This is a genomic window from Microbispora corallina (assembly GCF_016863035.1).
In the GTDB taxonomy this organism is placed as follows: domain Bacteria; phylum Actinomycetota; class Actinomycetes; order Streptosporangiales; family Streptosporangiaceae; genus Microbispora; species Microbispora corallina.
Genome location: NZ_BOOC01000021.1, coordinates 25243 through 51384, shown reverse-complemented (window position 1 = coordinate 51384; position 26142 = coordinate 25243). Strand labels below are relative to the sequence as shown.

The window sequence follows — 26142 nt, the reverse complement described above, 5'->3', positions numbered from 1 at the left end:
CGCTCAGCCGAGCGCCGACATGAACGACGCGACCAGGCGGGACCGGTCGCCGGGGAGCGCCCGCCCGCCATGAACCATGAACGCCGTCGTGGACGACTGCGGCACGCCGTGTCCCGAGATCCATGAGATCAGCTCGGTACGGCGGTCACCGAGGTCGATCCTGATCCGGACGTCTGTGTCCCGGGCCAGGTCGGTGACGAGGGCGCGGGCCGTCTCGTCGTCCTCCGCGACGACGGGGCCGACGAACACCCTGTCGCCGCTCCGCCAGGACGCCCCGTACCCGGTGATCTCCCCGTCCCGCCCGGCGACCCGGACCTGCTCGGCGAAGTCGAACAGGCGGGCCAGCAGGCCGGACCGGTCGGCCCCGAAGACCTCGGCGTCGAGGGCGCACAGCGCGGCCAGGTCGCGCCCGGGCTCGGCGAGCCGCGTGGCGTTCCGCTCGCGGCCGGACCCGCCGTGCGCGCCGTCGCCCGCGTCGAAGCGGCCGACGCAGGCATGGATCATGTCGACCGTCTCGAAGCCCAGCTTCTCGTAGAGGGGCCGGCCGTACTCCGTCGCGCACAGGAACACGGTCGCGTCGCCGGCCTCGGCCAGCGCGTGGTTCAGGAGACGGCGTCCCAGCCCTCGCCCGCTGTACCGGGAGGCCACCAGCATCATGCCGACCGCGGCCGCCGTACCGCCGTACCGGGTGAGGATGGTCGTGCCCGCCAGGCCGTCGCCGTCCGGGGCGTCGATGCCGAAGCCCTCGCCGTACTCCAGCAGGAGCCGCCACTTGCGCTCCTCCCTGGGCCAGGAGCGGTCCTGCGCCAGGTCGAGGCAGCGGGGCACGTCGTCGAGGCCGAGGCGGCGGACGGGCAGGGAGGACGGGTCTGCGGGCTTCATGGGCACCTTTCTCTCGACGGCCATCCGGCGGTAGCGCCCCCGGGCACCGCGGCCCGAGGCGAGGTCCGGCCGGCCCGATACCCTGGCTTGGAACGCCCCTCACCGGCTTCCGATCGCGAGAGGGGGACTCGCGCATGCCGGACCTGCCCGAGGTGACGGACGCCATGATCGGCGCGTTCAACGCGCACGACCTGAAGGCGGCACTCCTGTGCTACACGCCGGGAGCAGTGTACGTGTCGCCGAGCGGCATGGGCGAGGGCCGCGACGAGATCGCCTCGTTCCTGGGGGCGTTCCTCACCGGCTTCCCCGATGTGCGCGTTACGCCGTGGAGCACGCTCGTCCTCGACGACCTCGTGGTCATCGAGTGGACCCTTACCGGCACACACGAGGGGCCGTTCCTCATGCCGGGCGGCGAGGTCCTGCCGGCCACCGGGCGGTGTGTGGGCATCCGCGGATGCGGCGCCCGGACCATGGACCGCCACCTGATCGCCGCCCACCGCGTGTTCTACGACCAGCTTGAGCTGTACGCCCAGCTCGGCGCCGAGCTCGCCCCCGAGACCCCCTGACCGTCACCCCCGCGCCGGCGCGCGGAACACCTGCCGGCCGTGCCACTCGATGTGCCGGGGGTGCACCCCGTCGAGCCCGCGCTGCGGCTCCCGCACGTCTCTCCCGTTGAGGGCCAGCACCATGTCTCGGGCAGCCGCCGCCCTGCCCACGAACCTCGCGGAGACCGTGATCGTCCGGTCCTGCGTCAGTCCCAGCACGCCCTTGTCGAAGAGCTTGTGGTGCAGGGAGCACAGGCACAGGCCGTTGCCGGGGTCGTCCGGACCGTCGAAGGCCCACCACCGCACGTGCGCCGCGTCGAGCCCGACCGCCGTCCCGTCGAGCCAGCCGTCGTACGCGCAGAACGCGCAGCAGTACTCGTACGCCATGAGGACCTCCTCATGGAACCCCGGACGGCGCGGCCGGCCGCGCAGCAGGCGGCCTCCGGCCTCGGCGCCGTCGACGTCCAGCCCGGCGAGCAGGCAGATGTCCGCGTGCAGCGAGGGCTCGAAGTTCGCGTCGAGGAGAACCCGGGCCAGTCTCGCGACCAGCCGCGAGTCCGCCGCCAGCGCCGCGGCCAGGTCCGGATGCAGGCGGCCGCGCGCCCCGCTCTCCCGTAAGCGGCCCACCTCCGGTCCCGGGCTGCCCCGGCCGTCGGCCGTGTCGACGAGCCAGAGGCCGTCGTCGTTCGCCAGGTGATGGAAGGGATAGCCGGGGCTCGTGTCCCGCGGCGGGCCGAACTCCTTCAGCAGCCGCCGCAGATCCCCCTCCGCGGCGCTGAAGGAGATGGGCTCGGCCCCCTCGCGCTGGTAGCGGCCGAGGGCGTACAGGAGGAGCAGGGGTTTGTGCGGCGCGCGCTCACCGTTCCGCGTCCACCGGCGAACTCCGGCCACGCGCTCCACCCAGTCCACGGCCGACGATTCTAGGCCGATCAGGCCGTGATGGGCGGGGGGCAAGAGGGTAGGGTCAGCGGACGTGGGTGAGCTGGAGCGGCTGGCGGACCGGATGCGGGAGTTCGCCCAGGCCCGGGACTGGGAGCGGTTCCACACGCCGAAGAACCTGGCGATGGCCCTCGCGGGCGAGGTCGGGGAGCTGGTCGCCGAGTTCCAGTGGCTGACGCCGGCGGAGTCGTCCACGCTTGACGAGGAGGCGACGGCCCGGGTCCGCGCGGAGCTCGGCGACGTGACCGCCTACCTCGTACGGCTCGCCGACCTCCTCGGCGTCGACCTGGTCCGGGCCGCGCACGACAAGCTCGACGAGAGCGAGCGGCGCTACGACCCCGGCCTCTACCGCGGCTCCGCCCGCAAGGCCCCACCCCTCTGACGCCCACTGCCCACAACCAGCGGGCCCGGCGCACCCGGCCCGTTACGGATGGAGCGGCAGGCCCTTGAGGGACTTGTCGACGGCGTTCCTGGGGCCGTGGACGGCGAGGCCGACGAGGGACATGTCGTCGGGCGTGACGGCCCGTACGACGGCGCGGTTGTCGTCGTCGTTGCCGGTCGTGAACATCTCCTCGATGTAGACGGCGGTGTCCAGGCCCCGCGCGACGGCGCGGGAGCGCAGGGCGGACAGGCCGCCGGCGTCGGCCACGTAGACGAGGACAGGCTGCCGGAACGTCGGCAGGTACGCGGTGCCGGAGGCGTCCTCGTACGGCGACCCGATCAGGCCGGGGACGCCGCCGGCGACCGCGCCGGCCAGGAACGCGGTGACGTTGAGCCGCTGCCACACGGCCAGGTCGTCGCGGACCACGATACCGATCTTGGTGTCGAAGCGCATGGGGACCAGGGTGACCGGGCCTGCGCGAACGCGTCTTGAACGCTCGTGCGGCCACCAGGATCGCGGGATCGCGGTGCGGGCCACAATGGGGAGGTGGCACAGGACTGGTCCCGTTACTGGCGCTCGGCCGACCAGCCGCTCGAGGCCATGCGCGCCCACTTCACCCGGCACCGCTACCACCGGCACAGCCACGAGACCTACTCATTCGGCGTGACGGAGGAGGGCGCGCAGGCGTTCACCTGCCGGGGCGCCTCGCACACGAGCGCCACGGGCATGGTGCTGGCGTTCAACCCGGACGACCCGCACGACGGTCACGCGGCCGACGAGCTGGGGTTCACCTACCGCATCGTCCACATCGGCCCCGAGCTGGTGACCGGCGTCCTGGCCGACGCGACCGGCGGGCGCGGCGCGCTGCCGCTGTTCCCCCGCCCCGTCGTCGAGGACCGGGTGCTCGCGCGCGACCTGCTCGACCTGCACCGCGCGCTCATCCGGCCCGCGACCGCCCTGCGCCGGGAGGAGGCGCTGGCCGCCGCGGTCGCGTCCATCGTCCGCAGGGCCGCCGTACGGGGGCCGGGGCCGGCGGAGGCGGGCGAGCGCGAGACCCGGCGGGTGGCCGAACGCGCGCGGGCCCGGCTGCGGGAGGCCCCCCTCGCGGACGTGACGGCCGGTGACCTGGCGGCCGCCGCCGGGTGCAGCAGGTTCGCGATCTACCGCGCGTTCCGGTCGGTGTACGGGATGGCGCCCAGCGACTACCAGCGGCAGCTGCGGCTGCGGCACGCCCGGACCCTGATCGGCCACGGCACGCCGCTGAGCGAGGCCGCCGTCCGGGCGGGGTTCGCCGACCAGAGCCACCTCACGCGCTGGTTCGTCCGGTCGTACGGGATCACGCCCGGGGAGTACCGGAACGCCGCCGGCTGAGGGATCAGGGTTCCCGAGGGTGGGCGCGGCCCACCTGGACAGCGGCGGCGGCGAGGAGGACGGCCAGCGCGAGATATCCCGTGACAAGGGACCCGGCGGCGGCCAGGGCCCCGACCAGGAGTGGGCCGCCCGCGTCGCCGATCTCCCGGCCGACCTCGGCGGCGCCCATGGTCCGTCCCATCCGGTCGGGCGGCGTGGCCGCGGCGAGCGACGCGAACCCGAGCGGGGTGACCAGACCGACGCCCGCCCCCGCCAGCACGGCGGCGGCGAGCAGCGCCGCGACGCCCGGGACGGCGGCCGCGGCGAAGGCGGCCGCGCACATCAGCAGCCCTGCGGCGAGCCCAAGGCGGACCGTGACCCGTCCGGCGTCGAGGGCCCGCCCGGCGACGGGCTGGGCGACGGCGGCGCAGACGGCAAGCACGGAGACGGCCGCCCCCGTCAGGACGGGCGGGAGCCCGTCGGCCGCTCCGGAGACCGGCAGGAAGCCGACGCCGACGGACAGCGCGGCCGTCCCGGCCGCGAGCGCCGCCGTCGGCCGCAGGAAACCGGGGTGAGTCAGGGCGCGGCCCAGGTCGGCCACCGTGCCGCGGGCCCGCGGAAGCGGGGGGACCGCCGGGACGGCGAGCGCCGCCCAGCAGGCCACCGCGGCCGCGACGACGGCCGTCACGGCGAACAGGGCCCGCGGGCCGCCGAGCCAGACCAGCGCCCCGCCCGCGAGCGGGCCCGTGGTGTAGCCGATGCTCTTGAAGAAGCCGTACGAGCCGAAGACCCGGCCGCGCGCCGGCTCCGGGGTCAGCCGCGCGACGAGGGTGGACGCGGCGGGAGAGAACGCGGAGGCCGCCGCGCCCTGTCCCAGCCGGGCGGCCCACAGCAGCGCCGGGTCGCCGGCCGCCGCGAAGGCCGCCGAGGCGAGGACGAACGCCACCAGGCCGCCGACCAGCACGGGACGGGCCCCGACACGGTCGGCCAGCGACCCGAACACCGGCTTGAGCACCACCTCGGCGCCGTCGTACAGCGCCAGCAGCAGGCCGAGGTAGAGCAGCGAGCCCCCGACGCCTCCGGTGACGGCGCCCAGGTTGGCGGCCACGCCGTGGGCGCCGAACGCCGTGGTGAACCCGGCCGCGTAGAGCGGCCACAGCGGGCGCGTCCCGCCCGCTCGTCCCGGCGATACCACGGGGACGGTCAGGCGAGGCGGGGCGGGAAGCCGCCGGTGGCCACCGGCCCCCAGCGCGTGGGGGTGATCCGCAGCAGCGACTTGCCCTGGCGGACCATCGCCTCGCGGTACTCGTCCCAGTCGGGGTGCTCACCCGAGATCGACCGGTAGTAGTCCACCAGCGGCTCCAGGGCCTCGGGCAGGTCGAGCACCTCGGCCGTGCCGTCGACCTGGACGTAGGGGCCGTCGAAGTCGTCGGACAGGACGACCACGCTGACCCGGGCGTCGCGGCGGGCGTTGCGGGTCTTGGCCCGCTCGGGGTAGGTGGACACGACGATGCGTCCCTCGGCGTCCACGCCGCAGCTCACCGGCGACGCCTGCGGGCCTCCGCCACGCCGCGTGGTGATGAGGACGGCGCGGTGGCGGTCGCGCAGGAAGTCGAGCAGCTGCTCGCGGGAGACGGTCTCGGCGGTGGCGATCCTGGGGCTCATGGCGCCAACTCTATTGAGGGTCACCGGCGCAGTCGCCCGGGGTGAACCCGGTCACCGCCAGGGCCGGCGCGTCGAACGGGGACATCATGTGGGCCAGCAGGTCGACCGCGTACCCGGGGACCTGGCCGCCCGGGTCGAGCAGGCTGACCACCTGTGGACCGTCCGCGCCGCGCAGCGTGATCGCGCCGGTGGACGGCGGCGCGGCGAGGCCGGGACGGGTGCCGATCGTGAGGCACGCCAGCCGGGCGGGACCCACGCCGACCGGCTGCCGTGCGCTGATGGGCCGCAGCACGCCGTCGTACCGCCGCAGGCGCAGGGACGTCGCCGGGCCGAGCCTGAGCGTGTCGCGGAACGCGTCCGCCCCCACCGCGCGGTCGATCCTGACGGCGAGCTTCACGTCGGGCCGCAGGTCGACGCCGTCCGTACGGATGTCCAGGTGGTCGTAGACCCCCTCGAAGCCGGGCGTCAGGAACCCCAGCGCGGGCGGCGCGGCGAGTCCGAACGGGATCCGGCCAGGGCGGATCCGCAACCACGACATGGCGTGCACGCCGACCGAGAGGTCCGCGACACGGCTCGGCCCCGCCCCGTAGTGGCCGTTCATCCGCAGCCCGAAGAACCCTCCGGTGTACGGGATGCCGGTGCGGTAGGACACCCGCTGCCGCCGCACCGCGGGGACGGCGAGGCCCGCGTGGATCTCGATCGAGCCGGTCGGCACCGGACGGGAGGCGAGGTCGATCGACAGGTCGTCGTTCAGCCGCACGGTCGTGTCCGGCGCGAGGTCGGTGAAGGAGATCGACGAGTCGAGCGGCCGCGCCCCCCGCACCGCGAGCCTGGCGAGCGCCCCCTGCACGGCGAGCGTGCCGTCGAGGGTGGCCGCGTCGGCCGTGTAGGTCAGGGCCGGCACCCGCAGCCCCGCCACGGAGGCCGCCGCGTCGACGGCGAACGTCGCGGGGACGCCGGTGAACCGGACGCCGCCCGTCCCCGGCCTTCCCTTTCGTGGGACCACGGTCACGCGGGCGGTGAGCGCGTCGATCGGCGCCGAGTCGCGCACGGTGAGGCGGGTCCTCGCGCCGTAGGCGGCCGTGATCGCGACCGAGGCGGGCACCTTCTCGACGACGACCTGGCCGCGCACGGTGCGGCCGCCGGCGCGCGTCTCCCCGCGCACCTCGAGCGAGGCCATGGGCGTGGCGGGCTCGACGGCGTACCCGACGTCGACCGTCCCGCCGCCGGACCCGCCGGCGACGCCGAACGGCCCCACCGACAGGCGGGTCACCGTGCCGGGCAGCCCGCGCAGCGTGGCGAGCGCCCGGAACGGCGCCGGTCCGGGCGCGCTACCGCCGAGGTACACCTGCAGGTCGCGGCCCGCCGCGCGGTAACCGGAGAACGTCACCGTCTTGTGGGCCAGGTCCAGCGTCGCCTTGGCCGGAAGAGACAGGCGCACGGTCCCGCGCAGCCCGAAGCAGCCACCCGTACGGCAGAACGGGCCGCCGTCCGCGGCGCAGCCCCGGGACCCCGCCGCGCAGCGTGCGTCGGCGAGGGCGAGGCCGTTCGCCACGGCGGGGACGGCGGGGGCCCGCTCGACGGCGGCGGCCTTGCCGAGCCAGACGTCCGCCCGCAGGTCCATGGGCGCGTCGGTCTCGTAGCCGACGACCCCGCCGGGGGCCGCGGTGATCCGCAGGTGTCCGGGGACCGGCCCGAGCGTGCCCAGCGCCCCGGCGCGCAGGTCTCCGGGCAGGAGGGCGTCCACGTCGAGCGCGACGGTCTGGCGGGCGGCCCGCACGTCGGCGTCGAGTCCGCCCGCGCCGTCGCTCAGCCGCAGGCTCGACAGGCCGTCGAGACGCAGGCTCGCGTCGAACCGTCCCGGGCCGAGGTGCGCCGCCACGTGCGGGCCGGTGGGAGCCGTCGCCCCGTCGTGGTCGGTCACCGCGATCGCCAACGAGCCGAAGGGCCCCGACACGCCGCGGACGGCGTACGTCCCGCCGGCCCAGGTGGCGTCGAAGCGGGCGGGCACCCCGGTGGCCCGGGCCGCGACCCGGACCCCGCCCGTCCGGGCGAAGGCGGACAGCGAGGCGACCGGCCGGTCGGCGGTCCACGTGAAGGCGCCGGCGGCCGGGTCGGCCGCGACGCCCACGTGGGCGCCGATCCCCTCGGCCGTGACGAAGAGGTCGTCCCGCCCCCGGGGGCCGACGGAGGTCACATGGCGCCTGTTGACGTAGAGCGACATGGCCCGCAGGCCGGCGGGGGTCGCCACATCGGCCACGGTCCGACCGCCCATGTCCCAGGACGCCGCGACCGAGGACCGCACCCCCTCGACCGTGCCGTCGATGGTCGGGCCTGCCGTGGTGTCGGCGTAGGCCGCGCGGATCCGGTCGATCGTGCCGCTCGCGCGGTAGACGGCCTTCCGGGCCGCCGGGTCGACGTCCACCTCCACCTCGGCCGGGGTGTCGGAGATCTCGATACGCGCGAGGTGCCGGCCGTCCACGGACGCCGCCCCGAGGAACGGCCGCCCGCCCGCGGCGAGCCGGAGCGCGGCGTGCGGCCGGGTGCCGTACGCGACGTCGAGCGCGTCGAGGTTCGACAGGCGCCCGGAGACGCCGAGCCGCGAGCCGTCCTTGATCACGGTGACGTGGGCGCCGGGCGGCGACGACACGGCTCCCCCGCCGCGCTGGAGGACGGCGTCGAGGCCGCCGAGGGCGCCGGACGCGGTCAGGGCGAGCCGGGCGTCCCGCTGGACGAGCTCGAGGTGGCCGGGGACGTCCGTGAGGGCGGCCCGGAAGGCAGTGCCGGCCCCCGAGCGGTCGGCGTAGACCATCCGCACACCGGTGCCGGTGGGAGATCCGGTGTCCACGGTGAGGCGTGATCGCGGGCCCGGCTCGTAGCGCGCCCGCAGGCGTCCCGGCAGCCGGGTGACCGAGATCCCCGCCGCGCCGTCGAGCCGGCCGCCGCCGAAGGCGTAGGCGCCGAACTCCGCCGTGCCGATCGCGGCGCCGGAGTCGAGGCTGAGGCCGGCCGCCCCGTCCGCCGCCCGGGTCAGCCGGGCCGTCGCCGTCCCGGTGACCCTGTCGGCGAGGAGGCGGGTGACCCGGGACCGGTGGGAGTCCCCGGACAGCGCCAGCGCGTCCAGCGCGGACGGGCGCGAGACGGTGACGGTGAGCGTGCCGGCGGACGTCGCGGTCTCCACCCGGGCGTGGACGGACAGGGTCTCCGGCACCGGGGCCTGGCGGAGGCTGACCAGCGAGGACGCCCCGGCCGACCGGCCGCCGTCCGCTCCCGCCGTCCCCGCGACCGTCGCGATCGACGCCCCCGGCCCGCGATGCCGGACGTCGGCCCGCACGTCGATCGCCCCCGACGAGGAGCGGGTGACGGTGTAGAGCCCCCAGTCGAGGTCGGACAGCGAGGCCCCGCGGCGGTAGCCGTCGACGCCGACGCGGATCAGCCGGTCGCCCAGGGAGTACTCCGCCCAGACCTGGGCCCGCAGGTCGCGCCCGGCGGTGTCCCCGCCCGGGAGCCGCCGGGTGAGCAGGCCCAGTCCCGCCGCCGCCGTCGCCGCGAGGCGGTCGCGGCGTCCCGGCGAGCCGCCGAGCGGCAGGTGACCGGCGAGGGCGTCCGCCGCCCGCAGCACGTCGCCCGGGTCGCGGGCCGGCACGAGATCGGCCAGGACGTCGGGCGTCCCGTCGCCGGTCACGTCGGCGGCGGCCGGGTGCAGGAGCGGCCGCGGCGCGGAGCAGGCGACCGGGAGCGACGGCGACTCGGCGCACAGCCGGTAGGTGAGCACCGGCACGCCCTCCGGCCGCGACCGGTAGAGCCTGGTCAGGTCGGGGCCGCCCAGCCCGCCGACGGTCTCCGCCGCCCGCGCCACCTCGCCGTCCGGGGGGCGGGTGACGCCGAGACGGCCCGCCGCGCCCGTGGCGGGCAGCAGCGCCTCGGGCCGGGGAGCCGCGCCGCCCCTCGACGGCAGGCCGGCGGCCGACAGGCGGGCCCGGACCTCGGCCGTGACGCCGTCCATGAACACCGGACCCGCAGGGATGGTTACCGGGGGCGGCTCCGGGCCGACCGGACGCTCCTCCACCGGCCGCGCGGCGAGCGACGGCTCACGCGGCACCGCCACCCGCTCTCCCGTACGGGAGGGCAGGGCCGGCACGGGGTCGGTCACGCCGGTGGAGTCGGTCACTCCGGTGGGTTCGGGCGAGCCGGCGGCGGGAAGGGACACGGCAAAGGCCGGGTATGCCGAGGCACGGGCCGGACCAGGCTCGACGGCCCCCCACGCGGTGAGTGAGGAGACCGCGAGGACCGCCGCCACGCCGTTCCTGAGGAGACGTGGGATACCTGTGGGACGCGGCATGACTGGCTCTCCCCGATCCGTACCTCGATCCGAGATCGTCGAAGGAAGCAGCCGACCACACGGTGAACTTCATGTCAAATAGTGAATCAAGCCCATATTGACGGGCAATCTGTCCTCAATCGATCCAAAGGATCTACCTCCACGCGGCAGTCCTGGTCTACGCACTACCTACGTAGGGCGGAATGGGTACTCATACGGGGGTTTTCCCCGTCTTCCACCCAGAGGTTGTCGGGCATGCTGAAACCATCGCCAAGAAAGGCCCACAACATCCGGACAAGCACCAAGGGGAACCAATATGTGCCAGCACCAGCCTCCGTGCCCGCCGGCAGACGCCCCCGATCGTGAGGCGGCCTGCCTGGTCGCGTTCCACCCCGAGCAGGGATGGGGCCTTCTCTGCAACGGCATCGTGCTGTTCGAGGACAACGGCGAGCTGCTGCCCGACGGGCGGAGCGTCCCCGCCCACTACGACTATCCGCGCCGGGAGCACCTGGGGTGTGCCGCATGAGCGCCCTCACCTTTCCTCTCGGCACGGCCCTGCGGTGGCCCTCCCAGGTCTCCGAGGGCACGCCCCGCGACCCGTACGCCGGTGTGCGTGAGCGGTGGCGAACGGCCAGGCGCAGGCTCGGGGAGATCGTGGTGAACTTGGCCGAGGACCCGCACGCCCGCACGGCGACCTGGAAGCTGCCCGTCAGCGGCAGCGCGGCCGCCACCGCCCGCCACCTCACCCGCGCGCGGCTGGACGACTGGGGCCTCGCGGAGCAGGCCGACGTGGCCGAGCTGCTCGTCAGCGAGCTGGTCACCAACTCTTTGCAGCACGGCAAGGGCCCGGTCCAGCTGACCCTGTCCGTGACCGAGGACGTGCTGCGCGTCGAGGTCGCCGACGGCGCGACCGGCATGCCCCGCCTCCGCGAGGCGCGCGAGGACGAGGAGGGCGGCCGGGGGCTGTGGCTGCTCGACCAGCTCGCCCGCTGCTGGGGAGGCACGCGCACGTCCGAGGGCAAGGTCGTGTGGTTCGAACTCCCCGGCCGTCAGGTCCACGCCGCCTGACGCGACCGCCGCCCCGGGCCCGCACACCCAGCGGCCCACCGCACGTCAGCACCCGGCCCTCGCACCGCGGCGGCCCTCCGACAGCCCGGCCCCCGCACGCACCCGGCGGCCAGCCGTCGGCTCCCGGCGGCCGACCGCCGCACCGGCCTCGTCAGGAGGCGTCGCGGCGGGTGCGCTCGCCCAGCCAGGTGGCGATCTGTGTCCGGGACTTGAAGCCCAGCTTGTCGAGGATGTGCTCGATGTGCCCCTCGGCCGTCCGCTGCGAGATCACCAGAGCGCTCGCGATGTCCTTGTTGCTCAGCCCGCGCGCCACGAGCTCGGCGATCTCCGTCTCCCGGCGGGTGAGCGGCGGCAGCCGTCCCCCCTTCGCCGGAGCGGGCCCCTCCGCCTCGGCCTCCGGCGGCTCCTCCTGCAGGGCGTACTGGATCGCCTCGTCGTAGGGGAGCCGGGTCCCCCGCTTGACCGCCGTGCGGAAGGCCGGCTCCCCGAGGACCTCGGCGGTCCGGGCCTGGCACTCGTCGTGGTAGCGGACGAGGTGCCCGAAGCCGCACAGCGCCGAGCCGACCGCCCGCCAGACGGTGTCCAGGACGCCGAGCAGCCGGGCGGCCCGCTGGAACCGCCGCTCGTCGGCCGCGATCCAGGCCAGGACCTCCAGGTTCACGCCGGTCCCGAAGAGGTCGTTGACCGAACGGTTGATCCGCAGGCTGTCCTTCTCCAGCTCCGCAGCCCGGCGGAGGTCGCCCTGGCGGCGCAGCTCGATGCCGAGGGTCATCAGCGCGTACGCCCGGTGCCAGTCCTCCTGATGGGACTCGCACACGGCGAGCGCCTCCTCCGCCAGGCCCACCGCCGCCTCGGCGTCGCCGCGGAAGGACCGCGCCATGGACAGCCGGACCAGCGTGAGGACCAGGCCCACCGGGTCGGCGTGGGCGCGGTGGGCCGCCGCCGCCTCCTCGTACAGCTTGATCGCCGTCTCCGGGTCGCCCTGCCGCATGGCGAGCTGCGCGGAGAACAGGTTGACGTACGCGAGATCCCGCTCCAGCCCCAGCCGCTCGGCCAGGTGCCGCCCCTCCTCCAGCACGTAGCCGGCCGGGCCCGGGTCGTCCTGGAGGATCGCCAGCCACGCGTCGGACCAGAGGGCGCGGGCCCGGGTCGGGCTCGGGTCGACGTGGACGGCGAGGCCGCGGTCGATCCAGCGCCGCCCCTCGCTGATGTGCCGGCCGGTGATCCAGTGATAGAGCAGGTCGCAGGCCATGTCGAGGCCTGTCTCCACCTCGTCCGGCTCGCCGTACGACCATTCCAGCGCCATCCGGAGGTTGGCGTTCTCGCGCTGGAGGCGGCTCAGGCAGGCGGCCTGCTCCGGGCCGAACCGATCGGCGTGGGCCGCGGCCGCGATCCGGCGGAAGTGGTCGCGGTGCCGCCGCTGGAGGGCGGCCTCCTGCCCCGAGGCCGCGAGCCGTTCCCTGCCGTAGTGGCGGATCGTGTCGAGCAACCGGTAGCGCACGGTCCCCTGCTGCTCCTCACGCACCAGGACCGACTTCTCCACCAGCCCGGTGACCAGGTCGAGCACGTCGTGGCGGGCGATGCCGTCGCCCGAGCAGACGTCCTCGGCGGCCTCCAGGTCCAGGCCTCCGCTGAACACCGAGGCCCGCTGCCACATCAGCCGCTCCTGCTCGGTGCACAGGTCGTAGCTCCAGCCGATGAGCGCCCGGAGCGTGCGCTGGCGGGGCAGGGCGGCCCGCGACCCGGCCGTCAGCAGGCGGAACCTGTCGTCGAGCCGTTCGAGCACCTGGTCGACCGACAGCGCCCGCAGCCGTACGGCGGCCAGTTCGATGGCCAGCGGCAGCCCGTCCAGCCGGCGGCAGATCGCCGTCACTGCTTCGCGGTTGGCGTCGGTCAGCGCGAAGTCCGGCAGGACCGCCGTGGCCCGCTCCGCGAACAGCCGTACGGCGTCGCAGTCGCTCAGGGCGTCCGTCGGTATCGGGTCGTCGTCGGCCGCGGGGAACGGCAGTGGCGCGACGTCCACCGTCTGCTCGCTCGCGATCCCGAGCGGCTGCCTGCTCGTGGCGAGGACCCGCAGGTCGGGCAGGGCGCGGACGAGCGTGTCGACCAGGACGGCGCAGGGCGTGAGCAGGTGCTCGCAGTTGTCCAGTACGATCAGCGCGCTGCGGCCCGCCAGGCGCTCCAGCAGCACCTCGGTGCGCGGCCGGGGCGAGTAGTCCTCGAGGTCGAGGGCCTCGGCGACGGCCTGGGTGAGCAGTTCGGGGTTCTCCAGCTCGGCGAGCTCGACCAGCCACACCCCGCCGGGGAACGCGCGCCGGACGTCCATGGCCACCCGCAGGGCGAGGCGGGACTTGCCGACCCCGCCCACGCCCGTGAGGGTGACCACGTGCGAGCCCGTCAGCAGCCGTTTGACCTCGGCCAGCTCATGACGGCGCCCGACGAAGCTGGTCACCTCCGCGGGCAGTCCGCTCGGCCCCCGCCCGAACACATTCGCCGCCAGTGCGGTCATGACACCTCACGCCGCCCCCGTGTCCCCGCTACGCCACCCCCGGCGCAACCCCGGCTACCAGGGTACATTTGTCCGTTTTGTCGGTCCGAATGGGGTTTTACCTTCATCGGCCTCCTCAGGCCGACCCGAGGCGGTCCAAGATCTGGCGGCGCCTGACCTCCAGGTCGTCGATCAGCGCCTCCTGCTGCTCCACGTTCGTGAGCAGGGTGGACCGTTCGGCCAGGTCCGTGGGGGCGTCCCAGCTCTGGCCGATCTCCTCCCGCATCTGCGCCGCCTCCTGGCGCAGCCGCGCGATCTGGCCGTCCACCTCGTTGAGCTCGTCTCTGAGCTCGGACTCGTCCATCTCCACACCGTCCTGTTCCGTCACAGTCGTCCCTTCCCCCATTCCACGACGGAGGCGAACTATTCGAGATCGGAGAAGAGCGTGAGCTGAAGCCCGGCCGGACCCTCCAGGCGGGCGTTCAGCGAGTTCCAGGGCGTGCGGGTGGGCTCGGCGATCACCTCGGCGCCCGCGCCGGCCAGCCGCCGGGTCGCCTCGGCGCTGTCGGGCACCTCGAACGCCACCCGGACGTGTCCCGCGACCCGCCTGCCCACCTCGACGCGGTCGACGAACGCGGCGTGGGCGGGGTCAGCGATCTCCAACGTCGCCCGCCCGGCGTCGAGGATCGTCACCCTCCCGTCGGGTCCGGAGAAGGCGGCGCGCTCGGACAGGCCCAGGACGTCGCGGTAGAACCGCAGGGCCTCCTCGTAGTCGTCGGCGGTCACGACCAGGCGGAGCTCGGTGACGGGATGATCGGTCATGCCCGCGTCAACATCCCCGCCCGGGGGCGCATTCCGGCTCTACCAGGCGGAGCCGAGATAGACCGTGGCGTCCGCCTCCCGGGCGTCCCGGGCCGCCGAGAGCCGCGCCAGCAGGTACGGCGGCAGGAGGTCGGCCGCCTCCTCGATCGTGAAGAAGCCGTACCCGTCCAGTTCCTCGGCCTGGAGCACCACGCTGGTGCCGTCCACGATCGTGCCGCAGTCGAACAGGAAATGGACCAGGGGGACGGGCCGGTCGTCCAGCGGCGGCACCCATTGGAGGACGAGCAGCCGCCCGACCTCCGCGGTGAGCCCCAGCTCCTCCAGCACCTCCCGGCCACAGGCCGCCTCGGGCGACTCGCCCTCGTCGACGTGTCCGCCCGGCCAGCCCCAGTGGTCGCGGTAGTTGGGCTTGACCAGCAGCACCCGGCCGGACGGGTCGGTGATGAACCCTCCCGCGGCCGCCGCCACCTTGTGCAGGCCGGCGTAGAAGACGTCGGGGGGGATCACGACAGGGCCGCCGTACGGGACGAACGCATGGTCACGAGGGTAATAGGGGTCTCCCGCAGAGACGAGTGGGGGATGTCCCCTAGACCTCGAGGACGAGAGCCGTACGCCCCTGGCACTACCTCCGAATTGGTCTGCTCGCCCGATGTCCCGGCCCTGATCGATTCCTACGGTTGAGGCAGTCGTAAAGGGAGACTTTCATGGGACGCCGCAAGAACCTCGCCGCCTCTGTCGGCGGCTGGAGCGCTCGCCACCGGTGGTGGGCCCTGCTCATCTGGATCGCTTTCGTGGCCGCGGCGACCTTCGCTGGGAACGCCGTGGGCACCGCCGAGATGAAGGACTACGAGAGCGCCAACGGGGACTCCCGCCAGGCGCAGCAGATCATCGACGAGGCGGGCTACAAGAACGTCGCCGGCGAGGTCGTCTTGGTGCAGACCCGGACGGGCACGGCGACCGTCGGGGATCCGGCGTTCCGCCGGGCCGTGACGGACGTGAAGAGCGCGATCGAGGCCACCGGGCAGGTGGAGCACGTGCGCACGCCGTACGACGCGCGGCCGTCGCCCGTGACGGCCGACCGGCGCACGACGCTCGTGCAGTTCGACATGAAGGGTGACGGCGCGACGGCGGAGGACCGGGTGCAACCGGTGCTCGACGCCGTGGCCGGGGTGCAGCGGGCCCATCCGGACCTGCGCGTCGAACAGGCGGGCGCGGCGAGCTCGCAGAAGCTGATCGGCGAGGCGATCGACAAGGACTTCGTCCGCGCCGAGCAGTTGTCGCTCCCGATCACCCTCGGCATCCTGCTCGCGGCGTTCGGGGCGCTGCTGGCGGCGGTGGTCCCGGTCGCCCTGGCGATGACGGCCATCTTCTCGGCCACCGGCCTGCTCGCGCTGACCAGCCACCTCCTCCACGTGGACTCGGCGACCGGCAACGTGATGCTGCTCATCGGCCTCGCGGTGGGGGTCGACTACTCGCTCTTCTACATCATGCGCGAGCGGGAGGAGCGGGCGAAGGGCCGCGACAAGCGGCGGGCCATCGAGATCGCGGCCGCCACCTCCGGCAGGGCGGTGCTCATCTCCGGCATCACGGTCATCGTGGCGATGGCCGGCATGTTCCTCACCGGCAACGGCATCTTCATGGGGTTCGCCGAGGGCACCATCCTCGTCGTGCTGACGGCCATGGTCGGCTCGCTGACCGTGCTGCCCGCGCTGCTGTCGCTGATCGGCGGCAAGCTCGACGCCCGCCTGATCCAGGGCACGGTCCGCGTCGCCACCCGCGGCCGCGTCGGCTGGCGCCGGATCCTGGGTGTGCGCGGCGGCCAGAGCCGGATGTGGAGCGCCGTGATGCGGCCGGTCCTGCGCCACCCGGTGGTGTCGGTGCTGCTCGCGGGCGGCCTGCTCGTCGGCCTGGCGATCCCGGCCACCGGCCTGAGCACCGGCGGCCAGACGATCGACGACCTGCAGGGCGACTACGCCATCGCCCAGACGTTCAAGCGCATCGACCACGCCTTCCCCGGCGGCAACGAGCCCGCGGTGGTCGTGATCAAGGCCGCCGACGTCACCACCCCGGCCGTCACGGCCAAGATCGAGGACTTCAAACGCCGCGCGATGGCGACCGGCGAGGCGAACGAGCCGTTCGACGTCCAGGTCAACCCCGACAAGACCGTGGCCAGGATCAGCATCGGCATCAAGGGCAACGGCACCGACGCCGCGTCCGAGCACGCCGTGCGCACGCTGCGCGAGCAGGTCATCCCCGCCACGCTGCCGGGCGCCCACGTCACCGGCAACACGGCCGGCTCGATGGACTTCAACGACCAGCTCGGGGGGCGCCTGCCGCTGGTGTTCGGGTTCGTGCTGCTGCTCGCGTTCGTGCTGCTGCTCGTCTCGTTCCGCTCACTGGTCGTCGCGGTCAAGGCCATCCTGCTCAACCTGCTGTCCGTCGCGGCCGCCTACGGCGTGCTGGTGCTGGTCTTCCAGAAGGGGTACGGCGAGAGCCTGCTGGGCTTCCACTCGACCGGGACGATCACCAACTGGGTGCCGCTGTTCCTGTTCGTGATCCTGTTCGGCCTGTCGATGGACTACCACGTGTTCATCCTCAGCCGGATCAGGGAGGCGTACGACCGGGGCATGCGGACCGAGGACGCGGTGTCGTACGGGATCACCAGCACGGCCGCCGTGGTGACGAGCGCGGCGCTCATCATGGTCGCGGTCTTCGCCACGTTCGCCACTCTATCGCTGCTGACCTTCATGGAGATGGGCGTCGGCCTGGCCGCCGCCATCCTCATCGACGCCACGATCGTCAGGGCCGTGCTGCTGCCGGCGACGATGAAGCTGCTCGGCGACTGGAACTGGTACCTGCCCCGCTGGCTCGGCTGGCTGCCCGTCCTGTCCCACGGGGACGACAACGAGGAGGTGCCCGAGGAGCGCGTCCCGGCCCTCGTCGGCTGATCCCTCATTCGCTCGTACGGCTCCGCGTCACGGGGGTGCGCGGAGCCGTACGCATGCCGCCTGTCCGGCGGCCTATTCGTCGGCCTATTCGTCGGCCTTCGAGCCGGTCGCGACCGGGGGCAGCCAGAACTCGGCCCACCGCGACACCTCCCGGACGACGCCCTCGAGGTCGCGGCCCTGTTCCGTCAGCACGTACTCGATCCGTACCGGGGTCTCCGGGTAGATCCGCCGCTCCACCAGGCCTTCGGCTTCCAGTTCCTTGAGCCGTTCGGCCAGCAGCTTGTCCGTGATGTCGGGGATGGCGTGCGACAACTGCGAGAAGCGGTTCGCGCCGCGGAGCAGCTCGCGCAGGATGACGCCGGTCCACCGCTTGCCGATCAGCTCGATCGAGTGGTGATACCGGGGACAGAAGTCCGGTTCGTAGCCAGCCACGACAGCAGCTTACTTCTAGATAGTGACTTGCGCAACGATAGGTCAGCTGCCTAGCCTTTCCTTTCGATAGTTGCCTTCGACTTGATAGTCGAGACCGTTCGAGGAGCGCAGATGACCACCGCATTCGACCCGTTCGACCTGGCCGGACTCAGGTTGCCCAACCGCATCGTCATGTCGCCCATGACCCGCAGCCGCGCGGTCGACCAGATTCCGACGCCGCTCATGGCGGAGTACTACGCGCAGCGGGCCGGCGCGGGGTTGATCGTCACCGAGGGCACCCAGCCCTCCGTCGCGGGTCAGGGCTACCTGAACACCCCCGGTCTCCACCACGAAGGGCAGGTCGCCGGCTGGCGCGGGGTCACCGAGGCCGTGCACGCCAGGGGCGGCAGGATCTTCGTGCAGCTCATGCACACCGGCCGGATCGGGCACGCCGGCTTCCTGCCCGACGGCGTGCGGCACGTCGCCCCTTCCGCGCTCCCCGCGGACGTCAAGATCTTCACCGGGGACGGCATGCGGGCCAGCGCCGACCCGATCGCGCTGGACGAGGACGGCATCCGCGCCACCGTCGCCGACTTCGCGCGGTCGGCGCGACTGGCGATGGACGCGGGTTTCGACGGGGTCGAGCTGCACGGCGCGAACGGCTACCTCCTCCACCAGTTCCTGGCCACCGGCACCAACCGGCGCACCGACCACTGGGGCGGCGACCTGGAGGCCAGGATCCGGTTCCCGCTGGCCGTCGCCCGGGCCGTCGCCGACGAGATCGGCGCGCACCGGGTCGGGCTGCGGATCTCGCCCGGAGTGCCCAACAACGACATGGTCGAAGACGACGCCCACGACACGTACGAGGCCCTGGTGACCGGGCTCAACCCGCTCGGCCTCGCCTACCTGCACATCTTCGAGGGCCCGTACCGGGATCTGACGCTGCGCCTGCGCCGGCGGTGGCGCGGCGCGCTGATGCTGAACCCGTCCACCCCGAGCGCCACGACCGGCCCTGAGCACCTGAACCTGATCGAGGACGGCACCGCCGACCTGGTGTCCTTCGGCGCGTTGTTCCTCGCGAACCCCGACCTGCCGGCCCGGCTGGCCGCCGGCGGCCCGTTCAACACTCCCGACCCCGCCACCTTCTACGGCGGCGACCACCGCGGCTACACCGACTACCCCGCCCTGGCGTGAGCGGCGGACGCGGCTGTCCTCTTCGGTGACGCGCCCGTCCAGCGGCGGCGGCGAGCGCTACCGGGAGGCCTGGAACGCCCGGATCACGAGTGCGGCGAACCGCCGGGAGGCCGTGACCTGAGCGGTCATCGATGTGGCGTGGATGCCCCTGTTGGCCATGAGCACAAGGATCAGGTCGTCCAGCACGAAGTCGGGGCGCAGGTGGCCGGCGTCCTTGGCACGGCGAGCCAGCTCGGCCACCGAATCCAGTGTGTACTCGCGGTCCGCGGCGAAATCCATCACGTCCGGGAAAGCCGACATGAAGGCGTCGGTGAAGCCGCGGTTGCGCGCGTGCAGCTCACAGATCTTCTCGATCACCAGGCAGAAGCCTCGCCATGGATCCGGATCGGCACGCCCCTCGTCGACGATGGCACGGCAGGCGCGCATCTCGCCAATGAAGGCTTCGGTGACCAGCGACTGTTTCGTCGGGAAACGGCGGTACAGGGTGGCCGGGCCGACCTCGGCGCGCCGGGCGATCTTCCGCATCGGCACGTCCAGACCTTCGGAGGAGAACAGCGCGCGGGCCGCGTCGAGGATGCGCTCACGGTTGTCCAGGGCGTCGGAGCGCAGGGTGTGAGGCAAAGGTTCGGCCACCGCTCTCATTTTACTCAACCGGACGGGGGCGTCCGTTACGGTCCGACAGTCCGGCGCGCGGTGGCCGGGCAGGTCCCGATCGATCCACACCATGGAGACGACAGTGAAGGCAGTCGCGATCCGCGCGTTCGGAGGTCCAGAAGGTCTGGCGGTCATCGACGTCCCCGCCCCGGTCCCCGCCGAAGGACAGGTGCTGATCGCCCCCGAGGCGATCGGCGTCGGCGGAGTCGACGCCCTGATCCGAAGCGGCGCCCTGGCTGCCTACGGTTTCCAGGAAGGTCACATCCCCGGCGGCGAGGTGGCGGGCACCGTGACGGCCGTCGGCGGCGACGTCGACACGTCATGGATCGGCCGGCGTGTCTGGGCGTTCACCGGCGTGGGCGGCGGCTACGCCGAACTGGCGATCGCCCCTGTCGAGGAGGTCCTCCCCCTCCCCGACAACCTGTCCGCCGCCGACGCGGTGACGCTCGGGAGCTCCGGCGTGGTGGCCCACTTCGGCCTCTCCCATGCCCACTTCGCTCCCGGCGAGTCGGTGCTGGTGCGCGGCGCGGCCGGCAGCATCGGGATCATGACGGTGCAGCTCGCGGCTCGCCGTGGCGCCGGCGCGGTCGCGGTCACGACGTCGTCCGCGGAACGCGGCGACCGGCTGCGCGAGCTCGGCGCGACCCACGTGCTGGACCGCTCGGGCGAGGGAGGCGACGACGCTCCCTCGGGCTACGACGTCGTCGTCGACGTCGTCGCGGGTGCGGACATGCCCTCCTTCTTCGCCAAGCTCCACCCGAACGGCCGCATGGTGGCCGTCGGCGCGGTGGGAGGACAGCCGCCGGCGGACTTCGGCGCGGCGATGATGGCGGCGTTCCAGAGGTCCCTGTCGTTCGCCACCTTCAGCGCCGCCACCGTGGCCGTGCACGATCGGCGTGCCGTGAGGACCGAGCAGTTCGCCGCCGCGGGTCGCGGCGAGCTGCGCGCGGTGGTGCACGAGCTGCTGCCCTTGGAGCAGGCCGTGCTGGCGCACCGGAAGATGGCCGCCGGCGAGGTGTTCGGCAGGATCGTGCTGACCCCGTAGCCCTCGCCGCTCACGCAGCCGGCAGCCCTCGGATCATCCTGCGGCCGAGCCGGCCGGGCCGTCCACGAAGGGGGTGGGGAAGTGGCCGGGGGCGAGGACGCGGGCCCGGGAGACGAGGGCGGTCCGGGTGCGGACGGCCTCCTCGGGGTCCTCGTCGTACAGGTAGCGGACCGTGGGATCGGCGAGCTGGACGGGGTGGAGGACGACGTCGCCGCTCATCACCACATCGCCGACCTCGACGCACTGGTGGCCCGGGGTGTGACCGGGGGTGTGCAGGAGCCGCACGCCCGGGAACAGGCCGGCGTCGCCGTCCACGATCTGGAGCCGATCCTCCAGGGGAACCACGACCTGCTCGCGCATCGGACCCCGCACCCAGTCGAGCTCGGCCCGCTGGACGACATACCGGGCGGCGGGGAAGACCGGCGCGCCGTCCGCGACGCAGCCGCTCGCGTGGTCGCTGTGGAGGTGGGTCAGCACGACCGCGTCGACGTCCGCCGGGTCGTGGCCGGCGGCGGCCAGCTCACCGAGCAGGCGTCCGGGGACGGGCGCCCAGCTCGCGGCCGGCGAGTCCGCGCCGCCGATACCGGTGTCCACCAGGACCGTACGGCCGGCGGCCCGCAGCAGGTAGCAGTGGAAGTGGAGGACCCACTCGGCGCCCTCCTCGAACGAGGCGCCGGGGAACAACTCCGGCAGCGGCCTGCGGATGTGCGCCCCCATTGGGCCCACGGCATCACAGAGGGGGACTATCTCGACACCCGCGACGACTCTCGGCTCATGCGGCATCGCCCCACATTAGTGAACGGCGGAACCGGCGGGCACGTAGTCGAGGTCGAGATCGGCGGCGTAGACGGCGCGCTCGCAGCGGGCGCAGCGGTAGAGGATGGGGCCCTCGTCCAGCTCGGTGCGGCAGCGCGGGCAGTGGCGGTGGGTGCGGGTCATCTCGATCTCCCCCTTCGGAACTTCCTTCTGTGTCCATGAGACGCCCGGCCGCTTGCCGTCCTCCTGCAGTCCGCTTGCCGTCCGCCCCGGGCGGCCGGGAGATGATGGACGGATGCTCGGCGACGTCATCGACCACCTGATCTGCCCGGTCTGCGGGGCGGGGCTCCGCCTCGACGCCGGATCGGCCCGCTGCGCTCGCGGGCACGCCTTCGACGTCGCACGGCAGGGCTACGTCAACATGCTCACGGGGTCGGCGGCCCCGGGCACGGCCGACACGCCTGCGATGGTCGCCTCCCGCGCCGCGTTCCTGGAGGCCGGGCACTACCGCCCCCTCGCCGTACGGCTGAGGGAGCTGTGCGCGGGGGCGGGGGTCGTGGCGGACGCCGGAGCCGGGACGGGCCACTACCTGGCGGGGGCCCTCGGCGAGGGGGCCGTGGGCATCGCCCTCGACGTGTCCAAGCACGCGCTGAAGCGGGCGGCCAGATCCCATCCCCGGGTGGGGGCGGTGGTCGCCGACGTGTGGCGGGCCCTGCCCGTCAGGGATGGCGCGGCCGACGTGCTCCTCAACGTCTTCGCGCCGCGCAACGCGCCCGAGTTCGCCCGGATCCTACGCCCGGACGGCCTGCTCGTCGTCGTCACGCCCGCGCCCGGCCACCTGAGCCCGATCGTGGAACGGCTCGGGCTGCTGCGGGTGGACGAGGACAAGGAGCGCCGGCTGGAGGACACCCTGGGCGAGGACTTCGCGCCCGCCGGGCGGGAGGACGTGGAGATCGCCCTCGACCTCGACCACAAGGCCGTGGAGGCGGTCGTCGGCATGGGACCGAGCGCCTGGCACACCCGGCCCGGCGAGGTCGCCGTCCTGATCGCCGAACTGCCCGATCCGGTACGGGTGACCGCGTCCTTCCGTATCGGCACGTGGCGGGCACACAGGTGACGCGCCGCCAGGAAAATCCCCTAATTGTCGGCCAATGCCCCTACTAACGGGACATACTTAACGGCGACCCCGACGGGACCAGGGGAGGGCGCATGAAGGCCGAGGAACGCTGGCAGGCCAGGTTCCGCGCTCCCCGGGTCACCCTGCCTGCGTGGGCGCGGCTGGCGCCGCAGCGCGCCGTCTACCGCGGCAACGCCTCCGGGGCCTGGGAGATCTACGCCTGGGACCGCTCCACGGGGCAGACCCGTCAGGTGACCGACCGTCCCGAGGGCACCTCGCGCGGCGCGATCGACCCGACCGGCCGCTGGATCTGGTGGTTCGCCGACACCGACGGCGACGAGATGGGCGTGTGGATGCGCCAGCCCTTCCAGGGCGGGGAGGACGTGCCGGCGCCGATGCCGCCCGGCCACCCGTGCGGGCTCGGCCTGGCCAACAACGGCACGGCCGCCGTCGGCCGCTCGTCCCGCGCCGGCTTCGAGATCCTGCTGGCCCGCCCCGACGCGGAGCCGGTGACGATCTACCGGCACGACGAGTACGCCGCGGTCGCCGACCTCTCCCTCGACGGGTCGCTCGTCGCCGTCGTGCACAGCGAGCACGGCGACGCCCTGCACCCCGCCCTCCGGGTCCTGCGCACCAACGGCGACACGGTCGGCGACCTGTACGACGGGCCGGGCAAGGGCGTGGCCGGCGCCCGGTTCGCCCCCGTCCCCGGCGATCGGCGGCTGCTCGTCCTGCACGAGCGCCGGGGCCGTCGCGAGCCGCTGGTGTGGGACCCGGTGACCGGAGAGCAGCGCGAGATCTGGCTGCCGGTGCCCGGGGAGATCGACGCCGACTGGTACGGGGACGGCCGGGCCCTGCTCATCGTCCACAACCACCGCGGCCGCACCGACCTGCTCAGGTACGACCTCCCGGGCGGCGGCCTCACGCCGATCGAGAGCCCCCACGGCGTGATCGACGCCGCCACGCCCCGGCCCGACGGCACCGTGGAGTACTCCTGGTCGAGCGCCGCCCACCCGCCCGTGATCCGGTCGAGCAGCGGGCACGTCGTCCTCAGCCCCGGCCGGACGCCGCCGCCGTCCGTGCCGCTGGAGGACGTCGACGTGGAGGGCCCCGGCGGCCGGGTGCACGCGCTCGTCTCCCGTCCGGAGCGGGTGGCCTCGCCGTACCCGACCGTGTTCCTGCTGCACGGCGGCCCGGCCGGGCAGGACGACGACTCCTTCCAGCCGCACGTGGCGGCCTGGGTCGACTGCGGCTTCGCGGTCATCCGGGTCAACTACCGCGGCTCCACCGGGTACGGCTCGGCCTGGCGGGACGCCCTCCGGGGAGAGGTGGGGCACGTCGAACTGGCCGACGTGTCCGCCGTACGGGAGTGGGCCGTGGAGCGGGGGATCGCCGACCCCGCCCGGCTCGTGCTGAGCGGGTCGTCGTGGGGCGGCTACCTGACCCTGCTCGCGCTCGGCACGCAGCCGAAGACGTGGGCCGCCGGGATCGCGGCCGTCCCGATCGCCGACCACGCGGCGGCGTACGAGGACGAGGCCGAGGGGCTGCGGGCCACGCACCGGGCGCTGCTGGGCGGCACGCCGTCCGAGGCGCCCGAGCGGTACGCCGCGTCGTCGCCGATCACCTACGCGGACATGGTGCAGTCGCCGCTGCTGATCCTCGCGGGCGAGAACGACCCCCGCTGCCCCATCCGGCAGATCGAGCGCTACCTGGAGGCCCTGGCCGACCACGGCCACGAGGCGTCGGTGTACCGGTACGACGCCGGCCACGGGACCCTCGTGGTCGAGGAGCGCATCCGGCAGATGTCGGCCTCGATCGACTTCGCCGTCCGGGCCCTGGCCGCCCGAACCTGACGCCGCCCGGGCCCTGACATAGGACCTGAAGCGGGTCGCGGCGCCGTCAGGGGGCGCGCAGGACGAGGATCGCGAGGTCGTCGGCGCTGGGCTCGATCGCGAAGTCCTGGACGGCCCGCCGGATCCGCTCGGCCACCGCCCGCGCCGACAGGTCGACGCACTCGGCCAGCAGTTTGGCCAGGCCGCCGTCGTCGTCGAGCAGCCGGGAGCCCGACCGCCGCTCGGTCACGCCGTCGGTCACACCCAGCAGCACGTCGCCGGGGCCGAGGTGGACGTCGTCCTCCTCGAAGTGCACCTCCGGGAACACGCCGAGCAGCGACTGTGGCGTGGCGACGCCGTCCACCACGCCGCTGGGCCGCAGCCGCAGCGCCTCGGGGTGGCCGGCCGACACCAGGCGGATGTCGAGCCCGTCGTCGACCCGGCGGATCTCGCCGTGCAGCAGGGTCAGGAAGCGGGCGCGCTCGCCCTCCTCCAGGATGGCCTGGTTGAGCCGGGACATGACGGCGGCGACGCCGTACCCCTCCCGTCCGAGCAGCCGCAGCGCGTGCCGGGCGAGGCCGGTGACCGCGGCCGCCTCCGGCCCGGTGCCGCAGACGTCGCCGATGGCGAAGCGCCAGACCCCCTCGCCCACCGGGAACAGGTCGTAGAAGTCGCCGCCGACCTCGTTGGTCTCCCCGGCGGGCTCGTAGATCACGTGGAAGTCGAGGCCGGGGGTCGTCGGCTCGTCCGGCGGGAGCAGGCTGCGCTGCAGGGCCCGGTTGGCCGCCGCCTGCTGGGCGTACAGGCGGGCGTTGTCGAGCGCGAACGCGGCCCGCCTGCCGACGTCCTCGGCGATCTGGATGGCCTCGTCAGGGAAGCGGTCGCGGCGGCCGAGGCACATGAGGCCGAGCCGCCGTCCCCGGGCGGTCAGCGGGAACGCCAGCGACTGCCACTCGCCGATGTGCAGCACCGCGATGCCGTCCTCGGAGGGGATCTGGACCTCGTCGAGCTCCTCGCGCAGCCCGTCGATCTGCGTCTCGTCCGCGTGCCAGAGGTACGCCGGGCGCACCGGGCCGTAGTCGTTCTGGGCGGTGTAGACGGCGCACCAGCTCGCCAGCCGCGGCACCACGATCTGCGCGATGATCGCCGGAACCATCTCCGGGTCGAGGGTGCCGGCCAGCAGGTCGCTGGCGTCGGCGAGGAACCCGAGCCAGCCGGGACCGTTGGCCGCCTCGATCAGCCACTCGTCGCTCTGCACCGGCTCGCGGCCCGGCAGGTCGATCCTGGCCCAGCGGGTGCGCAGCGACGTGGTGAACGTCACCCCCCAGCCCGCGGCCTCCCCCGGCCGGTCGCCCGCGGCGTCGTCGGCCTTCTCCCGGATCTCCACCTGGACGGACTCGCCGTTGTGGATCCAGACCACCTCGAACGGCTCACCGGACACCCGCCCGACCAGGTCGGCCGTCAGCCGTTCCGCCTCGTCGCATACGGACATGGCGGCCCACGCGGTCATCACTTCACGCGTGAACCGCCTCGCTTCGGGTACGGCCGTCTCGCCCGGCGTGAAAGACGCCGCCAGCACGGCGCGAGGGGTAGTTGCCACTGTCATTGTGCTTACCACACTTCCGACTGACACAGGGTCAATCAAGGCACCCCTCACCCCACGGAACGTGACAGACTGGCATGGAGTCCGCGGCTGAAGTGCCGTTCGCCTTGGTCGCGTAAC

At 73.8% G+C, this 26142-nt stretch carries 25 protein-coding genes; 10 read left to right on the top strand and 15 right to left on the bottom strand.

The window, feature by feature from the left end; all coding sequences use genetic code 11:
• Positions 1 to 3 precede the first annotated feature (3 nt).
• A complete protein-coding gene (locus Mco01_RS21270) occupies positions 4 to 882 on the bottom strand; it encodes a GNAT family N-acetyltransferase (RefSeq protein ID WP_204058651.1) in 879 nt (292 codons plus the stop codon).
• Positions 883 to 1016: 134 nt separating this feature from the next.
• Here Mco01_RS21270 and Mco01_RS21265 point away from each other — a divergent pair, with 134 nt between their 5' ends.
• Positions 1017 to 1448, top strand: coding sequence for an ester cyclase (locus Mco01_RS21265; protein ID WP_204058650.1), 432 nt, complete (start codon positions 1017 to 1019; stop codon positions 1446 to 1448).
• A 3-nt stretch (positions 1449 to 1451) separates the two neighbouring features.
• Here Mco01_RS21265 and Mco01_RS21260 read toward each other — a convergent pair whose 3' ends face one another.
• Positions 1452 to 2336 carry a phosphorothioated DNA-binding restriction endonuclease gene (locus tag Mco01_RS21260; RefSeq protein ID WP_204058649.1) on the bottom strand — a complete coding sequence of 295 codons (885 nt, stop codon included), beginning with the start codon at positions 2334 to 2336 and terminating at the stop codon, positions 1452 to 1454.
• 64 nt (positions 2337 to 2400) lie between these two features.
• Here Mco01_RS21260 and Mco01_RS21255 point away from each other — a divergent pair, with 64 nt between their 5' ends.
• A complete protein-coding gene (locus Mco01_RS21255) occupies positions 2401 to 2748 on the top strand; it encodes a nucleotide pyrophosphohydrolase (RefSeq protein WP_239103791.1) in 348 nt (115 codons plus the stop codon).
• 42 nt (positions 2749 to 2790) lie between these two features.
• Here Mco01_RS21255 and Mco01_RS21250 read toward each other — a convergent pair whose 3' ends face one another.
• Positions 2791 to 3201, bottom strand: coding sequence for a DUF2000 domain-containing protein (locus tag Mco01_RS21250; RefSeq protein WP_204058648.1), 411 nt, complete (start codon positions 3199 to 3201; stop codon positions 2791 to 2793).
• 93 nt (positions 3202 to 3294) lie between these two features.
• On the opposite strand from Mco01_RS21250, the gene Mco01_RS21245 reads away from it, so the two are divergent.
• Positions 3295 to 4119 (top strand): AraC family transcriptional regulator, encoded by an 825-nt coding sequence (locus tag Mco01_RS21245; RefSeq protein WP_239103790.1) that lies wholly within the window; start codon positions 3295 to 3297, stop codon positions 4117 to 4119.
• A gap of 4 nt (positions 4120 to 4123) precedes the next feature.
• On the opposite strand, the gene Mco01_RS21240 is transcribed toward Mco01_RS21245, so the two are convergent.
• Genes Mco01_RS21240 through Mco01_RS21230 form a run of 3 tightly spaced genes read right to left on the bottom strand, consistent with a single transcriptional unit; the run spans position 4124 to position 9934 of the window.
• Complete coding sequence (locus Mco01_RS21240; RefSeq protein ID WP_239103789.1) at positions 4124 to 5293, bottom strand: MFS transporter; 1170 nt, start codon at positions 5291 to 5293, stop codon at positions 4124 to 4126.
• An 8-nt stretch (positions 5294 to 5301) separates the two neighbouring features.
• Positions 5302 to 5763 (bottom strand): PPOX class F420-dependent oxidoreductase, encoded by a 462-nt coding sequence (locus Mco01_RS21235; protein ID WP_204058647.1) that lies wholly within the window; start codon positions 5761 to 5763, stop codon positions 5302 to 5304.
• Positions 5764 to 5773: 10 nt separating this feature from the next.
• Positions 5774 to 9934: a hypothetical protein gene (locus Mco01_RS21230; RefSeq protein WP_204058646.1), complete on the bottom strand. Its 4161-nt coding sequence runs from the start codon at positions 9932 to 9934 to the stop codon at positions 5774 to 5776.
• 466 nt (positions 9935 to 10400) lie between these two features.
• Here Mco01_RS21230 and Mco01_RS21225 point away from each other — a divergent pair, with 466 nt between their 5' ends.
• Positions 10401 to 10610 (top strand): DUF5999 family protein, encoded by a 210-nt coding sequence (locus Mco01_RS21225; RefSeq protein ID WP_204058645.1) that lies wholly within the window; start codon positions 10401 to 10403, stop codon positions 10608 to 10610.
• Positions 10607 to 11152: an ATP-binding protein gene (locus Mco01_RS21220; RefSeq protein ID WP_204058644.1), complete on the top strand. Its 546-nt coding sequence runs from the start codon at positions 10607 to 10609 to the stop codon at positions 11150 to 11152. The genes Mco01_RS21225 and Mco01_RS21220 overlap by 4 nt, the downstream gene beginning before the upstream one ends.
• A gap of 151 nt (positions 11153 to 11303) precedes the next feature.
• Here Mco01_RS21220 and Mco01_RS21215 read toward each other — a convergent pair whose 3' ends face one another.
• The 4 genes from Mco01_RS21215 to Mco01_RS21200 form a co-directional block, all read right to left on the bottom strand.
• A complete protein-coding gene (locus tag Mco01_RS21215; protein WP_204058643.1) occupies positions 11304 to 13661 on the bottom strand; it encodes an ATP-binding protein in 2358 nt (785 codons plus the stop codon).
• Positions 13662 to 13776: 115 nt separating this feature from the next.
• Positions 13777 to 14028 (bottom strand): hypothetical protein, encoded by a 252-nt coding sequence (locus tag Mco01_RS21210; protein WP_157099519.1) that lies wholly within the window; start codon positions 14026 to 14028, stop codon positions 13777 to 13779.
• A 35-nt stretch (positions 14029 to 14063) separates the two neighbouring features.
• Entirely contained in the window at positions 14064 to 14462 is a 399-nt protein-coding gene (locus Mco01_RS21205; RefSeq protein WP_204058642.1) for a VOC family protein, read from the bottom strand.
• Positions 14463 to 14501: 39 nt separating this feature from the next.
• Entirely contained in the window at positions 14502 to 14969 is a 468-nt protein-coding gene (locus Mco01_RS21200; protein WP_239103788.1) for an NUDIX domain-containing protein, read from the bottom strand.
• A 197-nt stretch (positions 14970 to 15166) separates the two neighbouring features.
• On the opposite strand from Mco01_RS21200, the gene Mco01_RS21195 reads away from it, so the two are divergent.
• Positions 15167 to 17410 carry an MMPL family transporter gene (locus Mco01_RS21195; protein WP_204058641.1) on the top strand — a complete coding sequence of 748 codons (2244 nt, stop codon included), beginning with the start codon at positions 15167 to 15169 and terminating at the stop codon, positions 17408 to 17410.
• Between the two features lie 84 nt (positions 17411 to 17494).
• Here Mco01_RS21195 and Mco01_RS21190 read toward each other — a convergent pair whose 3' ends face one another.
• Complete coding sequence (locus Mco01_RS21190; protein ID WP_239103787.1) at positions 17495 to 17842, bottom strand: winged helix-turn-helix transcriptional regulator; 348 nt, start codon at positions 17840 to 17842, stop codon at positions 17495 to 17497.
• A gap of 111 nt (positions 17843 to 17953) precedes the next feature.
• On the opposite strand from Mco01_RS21190, the gene Mco01_RS21185 reads away from it, so the two are divergent.
• Positions 17954 to 19015: an alkene reductase gene (locus tag Mco01_RS21185; protein ID WP_204058640.1), complete on the top strand. Its 1062-nt coding sequence runs from the start codon at positions 17954 to 17956 to the stop codon at positions 19013 to 19015.
• Positions 19016 to 19072: 57 nt separating this feature from the next.
• On the opposite strand, the gene Mco01_RS21180 is transcribed toward Mco01_RS21185, so the two are convergent.
• On the bottom strand, positions 19073 to 19648 hold the full coding sequence (locus Mco01_RS21180; protein ID WP_239103786.1) for a TetR/AcrR family transcriptional regulator: 576 nt from the start codon (positions 19646 to 19648) through the stop codon (positions 19073 to 19075).
• A gap of 103 nt (positions 19649 to 19751) precedes the next feature.
• Between Mco01_RS21180 and Mco01_RS21175 the strand changes: the two genes are divergently transcribed.
• Positions 19752 to 20714 (top strand): zinc-binding dehydrogenase, encoded by a 963-nt coding sequence (locus tag Mco01_RS21175; RefSeq protein ID WP_204058639.1) that lies wholly within the window; start codon positions 19752 to 19754, stop codon positions 20712 to 20714.
• A gap of 33 nt (positions 20715 to 20747) precedes the next feature.
• Here the strand turns inward: Mco01_RS21175 and Mco01_RS21170 are convergent, their stop codons facing one another.
• Both Mco01_RS21170 and Mco01_RS21165 read right to left on the bottom strand, forming a co-directional pair.
• On the bottom strand, positions 20748 to 21431 hold the full coding sequence (locus Mco01_RS21170; protein ID WP_239103785.1) for an MBL fold metallo-hydrolase: 684 nt from the start codon (positions 21429 to 21431) through the stop codon (positions 20748 to 20750).
• A 75-nt stretch (positions 21432 to 21506) separates the two neighbouring features.
• The gene (locus Mco01_RS21165) at positions 21507 to 21653 is read right to left on the bottom strand and encodes a hypothetical protein (protein WP_204058637.1); all 147 of its coding nucleotides are present in this window, start codon (positions 21651 to 21653) and stop codon (positions 21507 to 21509) included.
• A 112-nt stretch (positions 21654 to 21765) separates the two neighbouring features.
• On the opposite strand from Mco01_RS21165, the gene Mco01_RS21160 reads away from it, so the two are divergent.
• Both Mco01_RS21160 and Mco01_RS21155 read left to right on the top strand, forming a co-directional pair.
• Positions 21766 to 22587: a putative RNA methyltransferase gene (locus Mco01_RS21160; RefSeq protein ID WP_204058636.1), complete on the top strand. Its 822-nt coding sequence runs from the start codon at positions 21766 to 21768 to the stop codon at positions 22585 to 22587.
• Positions 22588 to 22679: 92 nt separating this feature from the next.
• Positions 22680 to 24440, top strand: coding sequence for a S9 family peptidase (locus Mco01_RS21155; RefSeq protein WP_204058635.1), 1761 nt, complete (start codon positions 22680 to 22682; stop codon positions 24438 to 24440).
• A 46-nt stretch (positions 24441 to 24486) separates the two neighbouring features.
• On the opposite strand, the gene Mco01_RS21150 is transcribed toward Mco01_RS21155, so the two are convergent.
• Positions 24487 to 26025 carry a PP2C family protein-serine/threonine phosphatase gene (locus Mco01_RS21150; RefSeq protein ID WP_239103784.1) on the bottom strand — a complete coding sequence of 513 codons (1539 nt, stop codon included), beginning with the start codon at positions 26023 to 26025 and terminating at the stop codon, positions 24487 to 24489.
• Positions 26026 to 26142 lie beyond the last annotated feature (117 nt).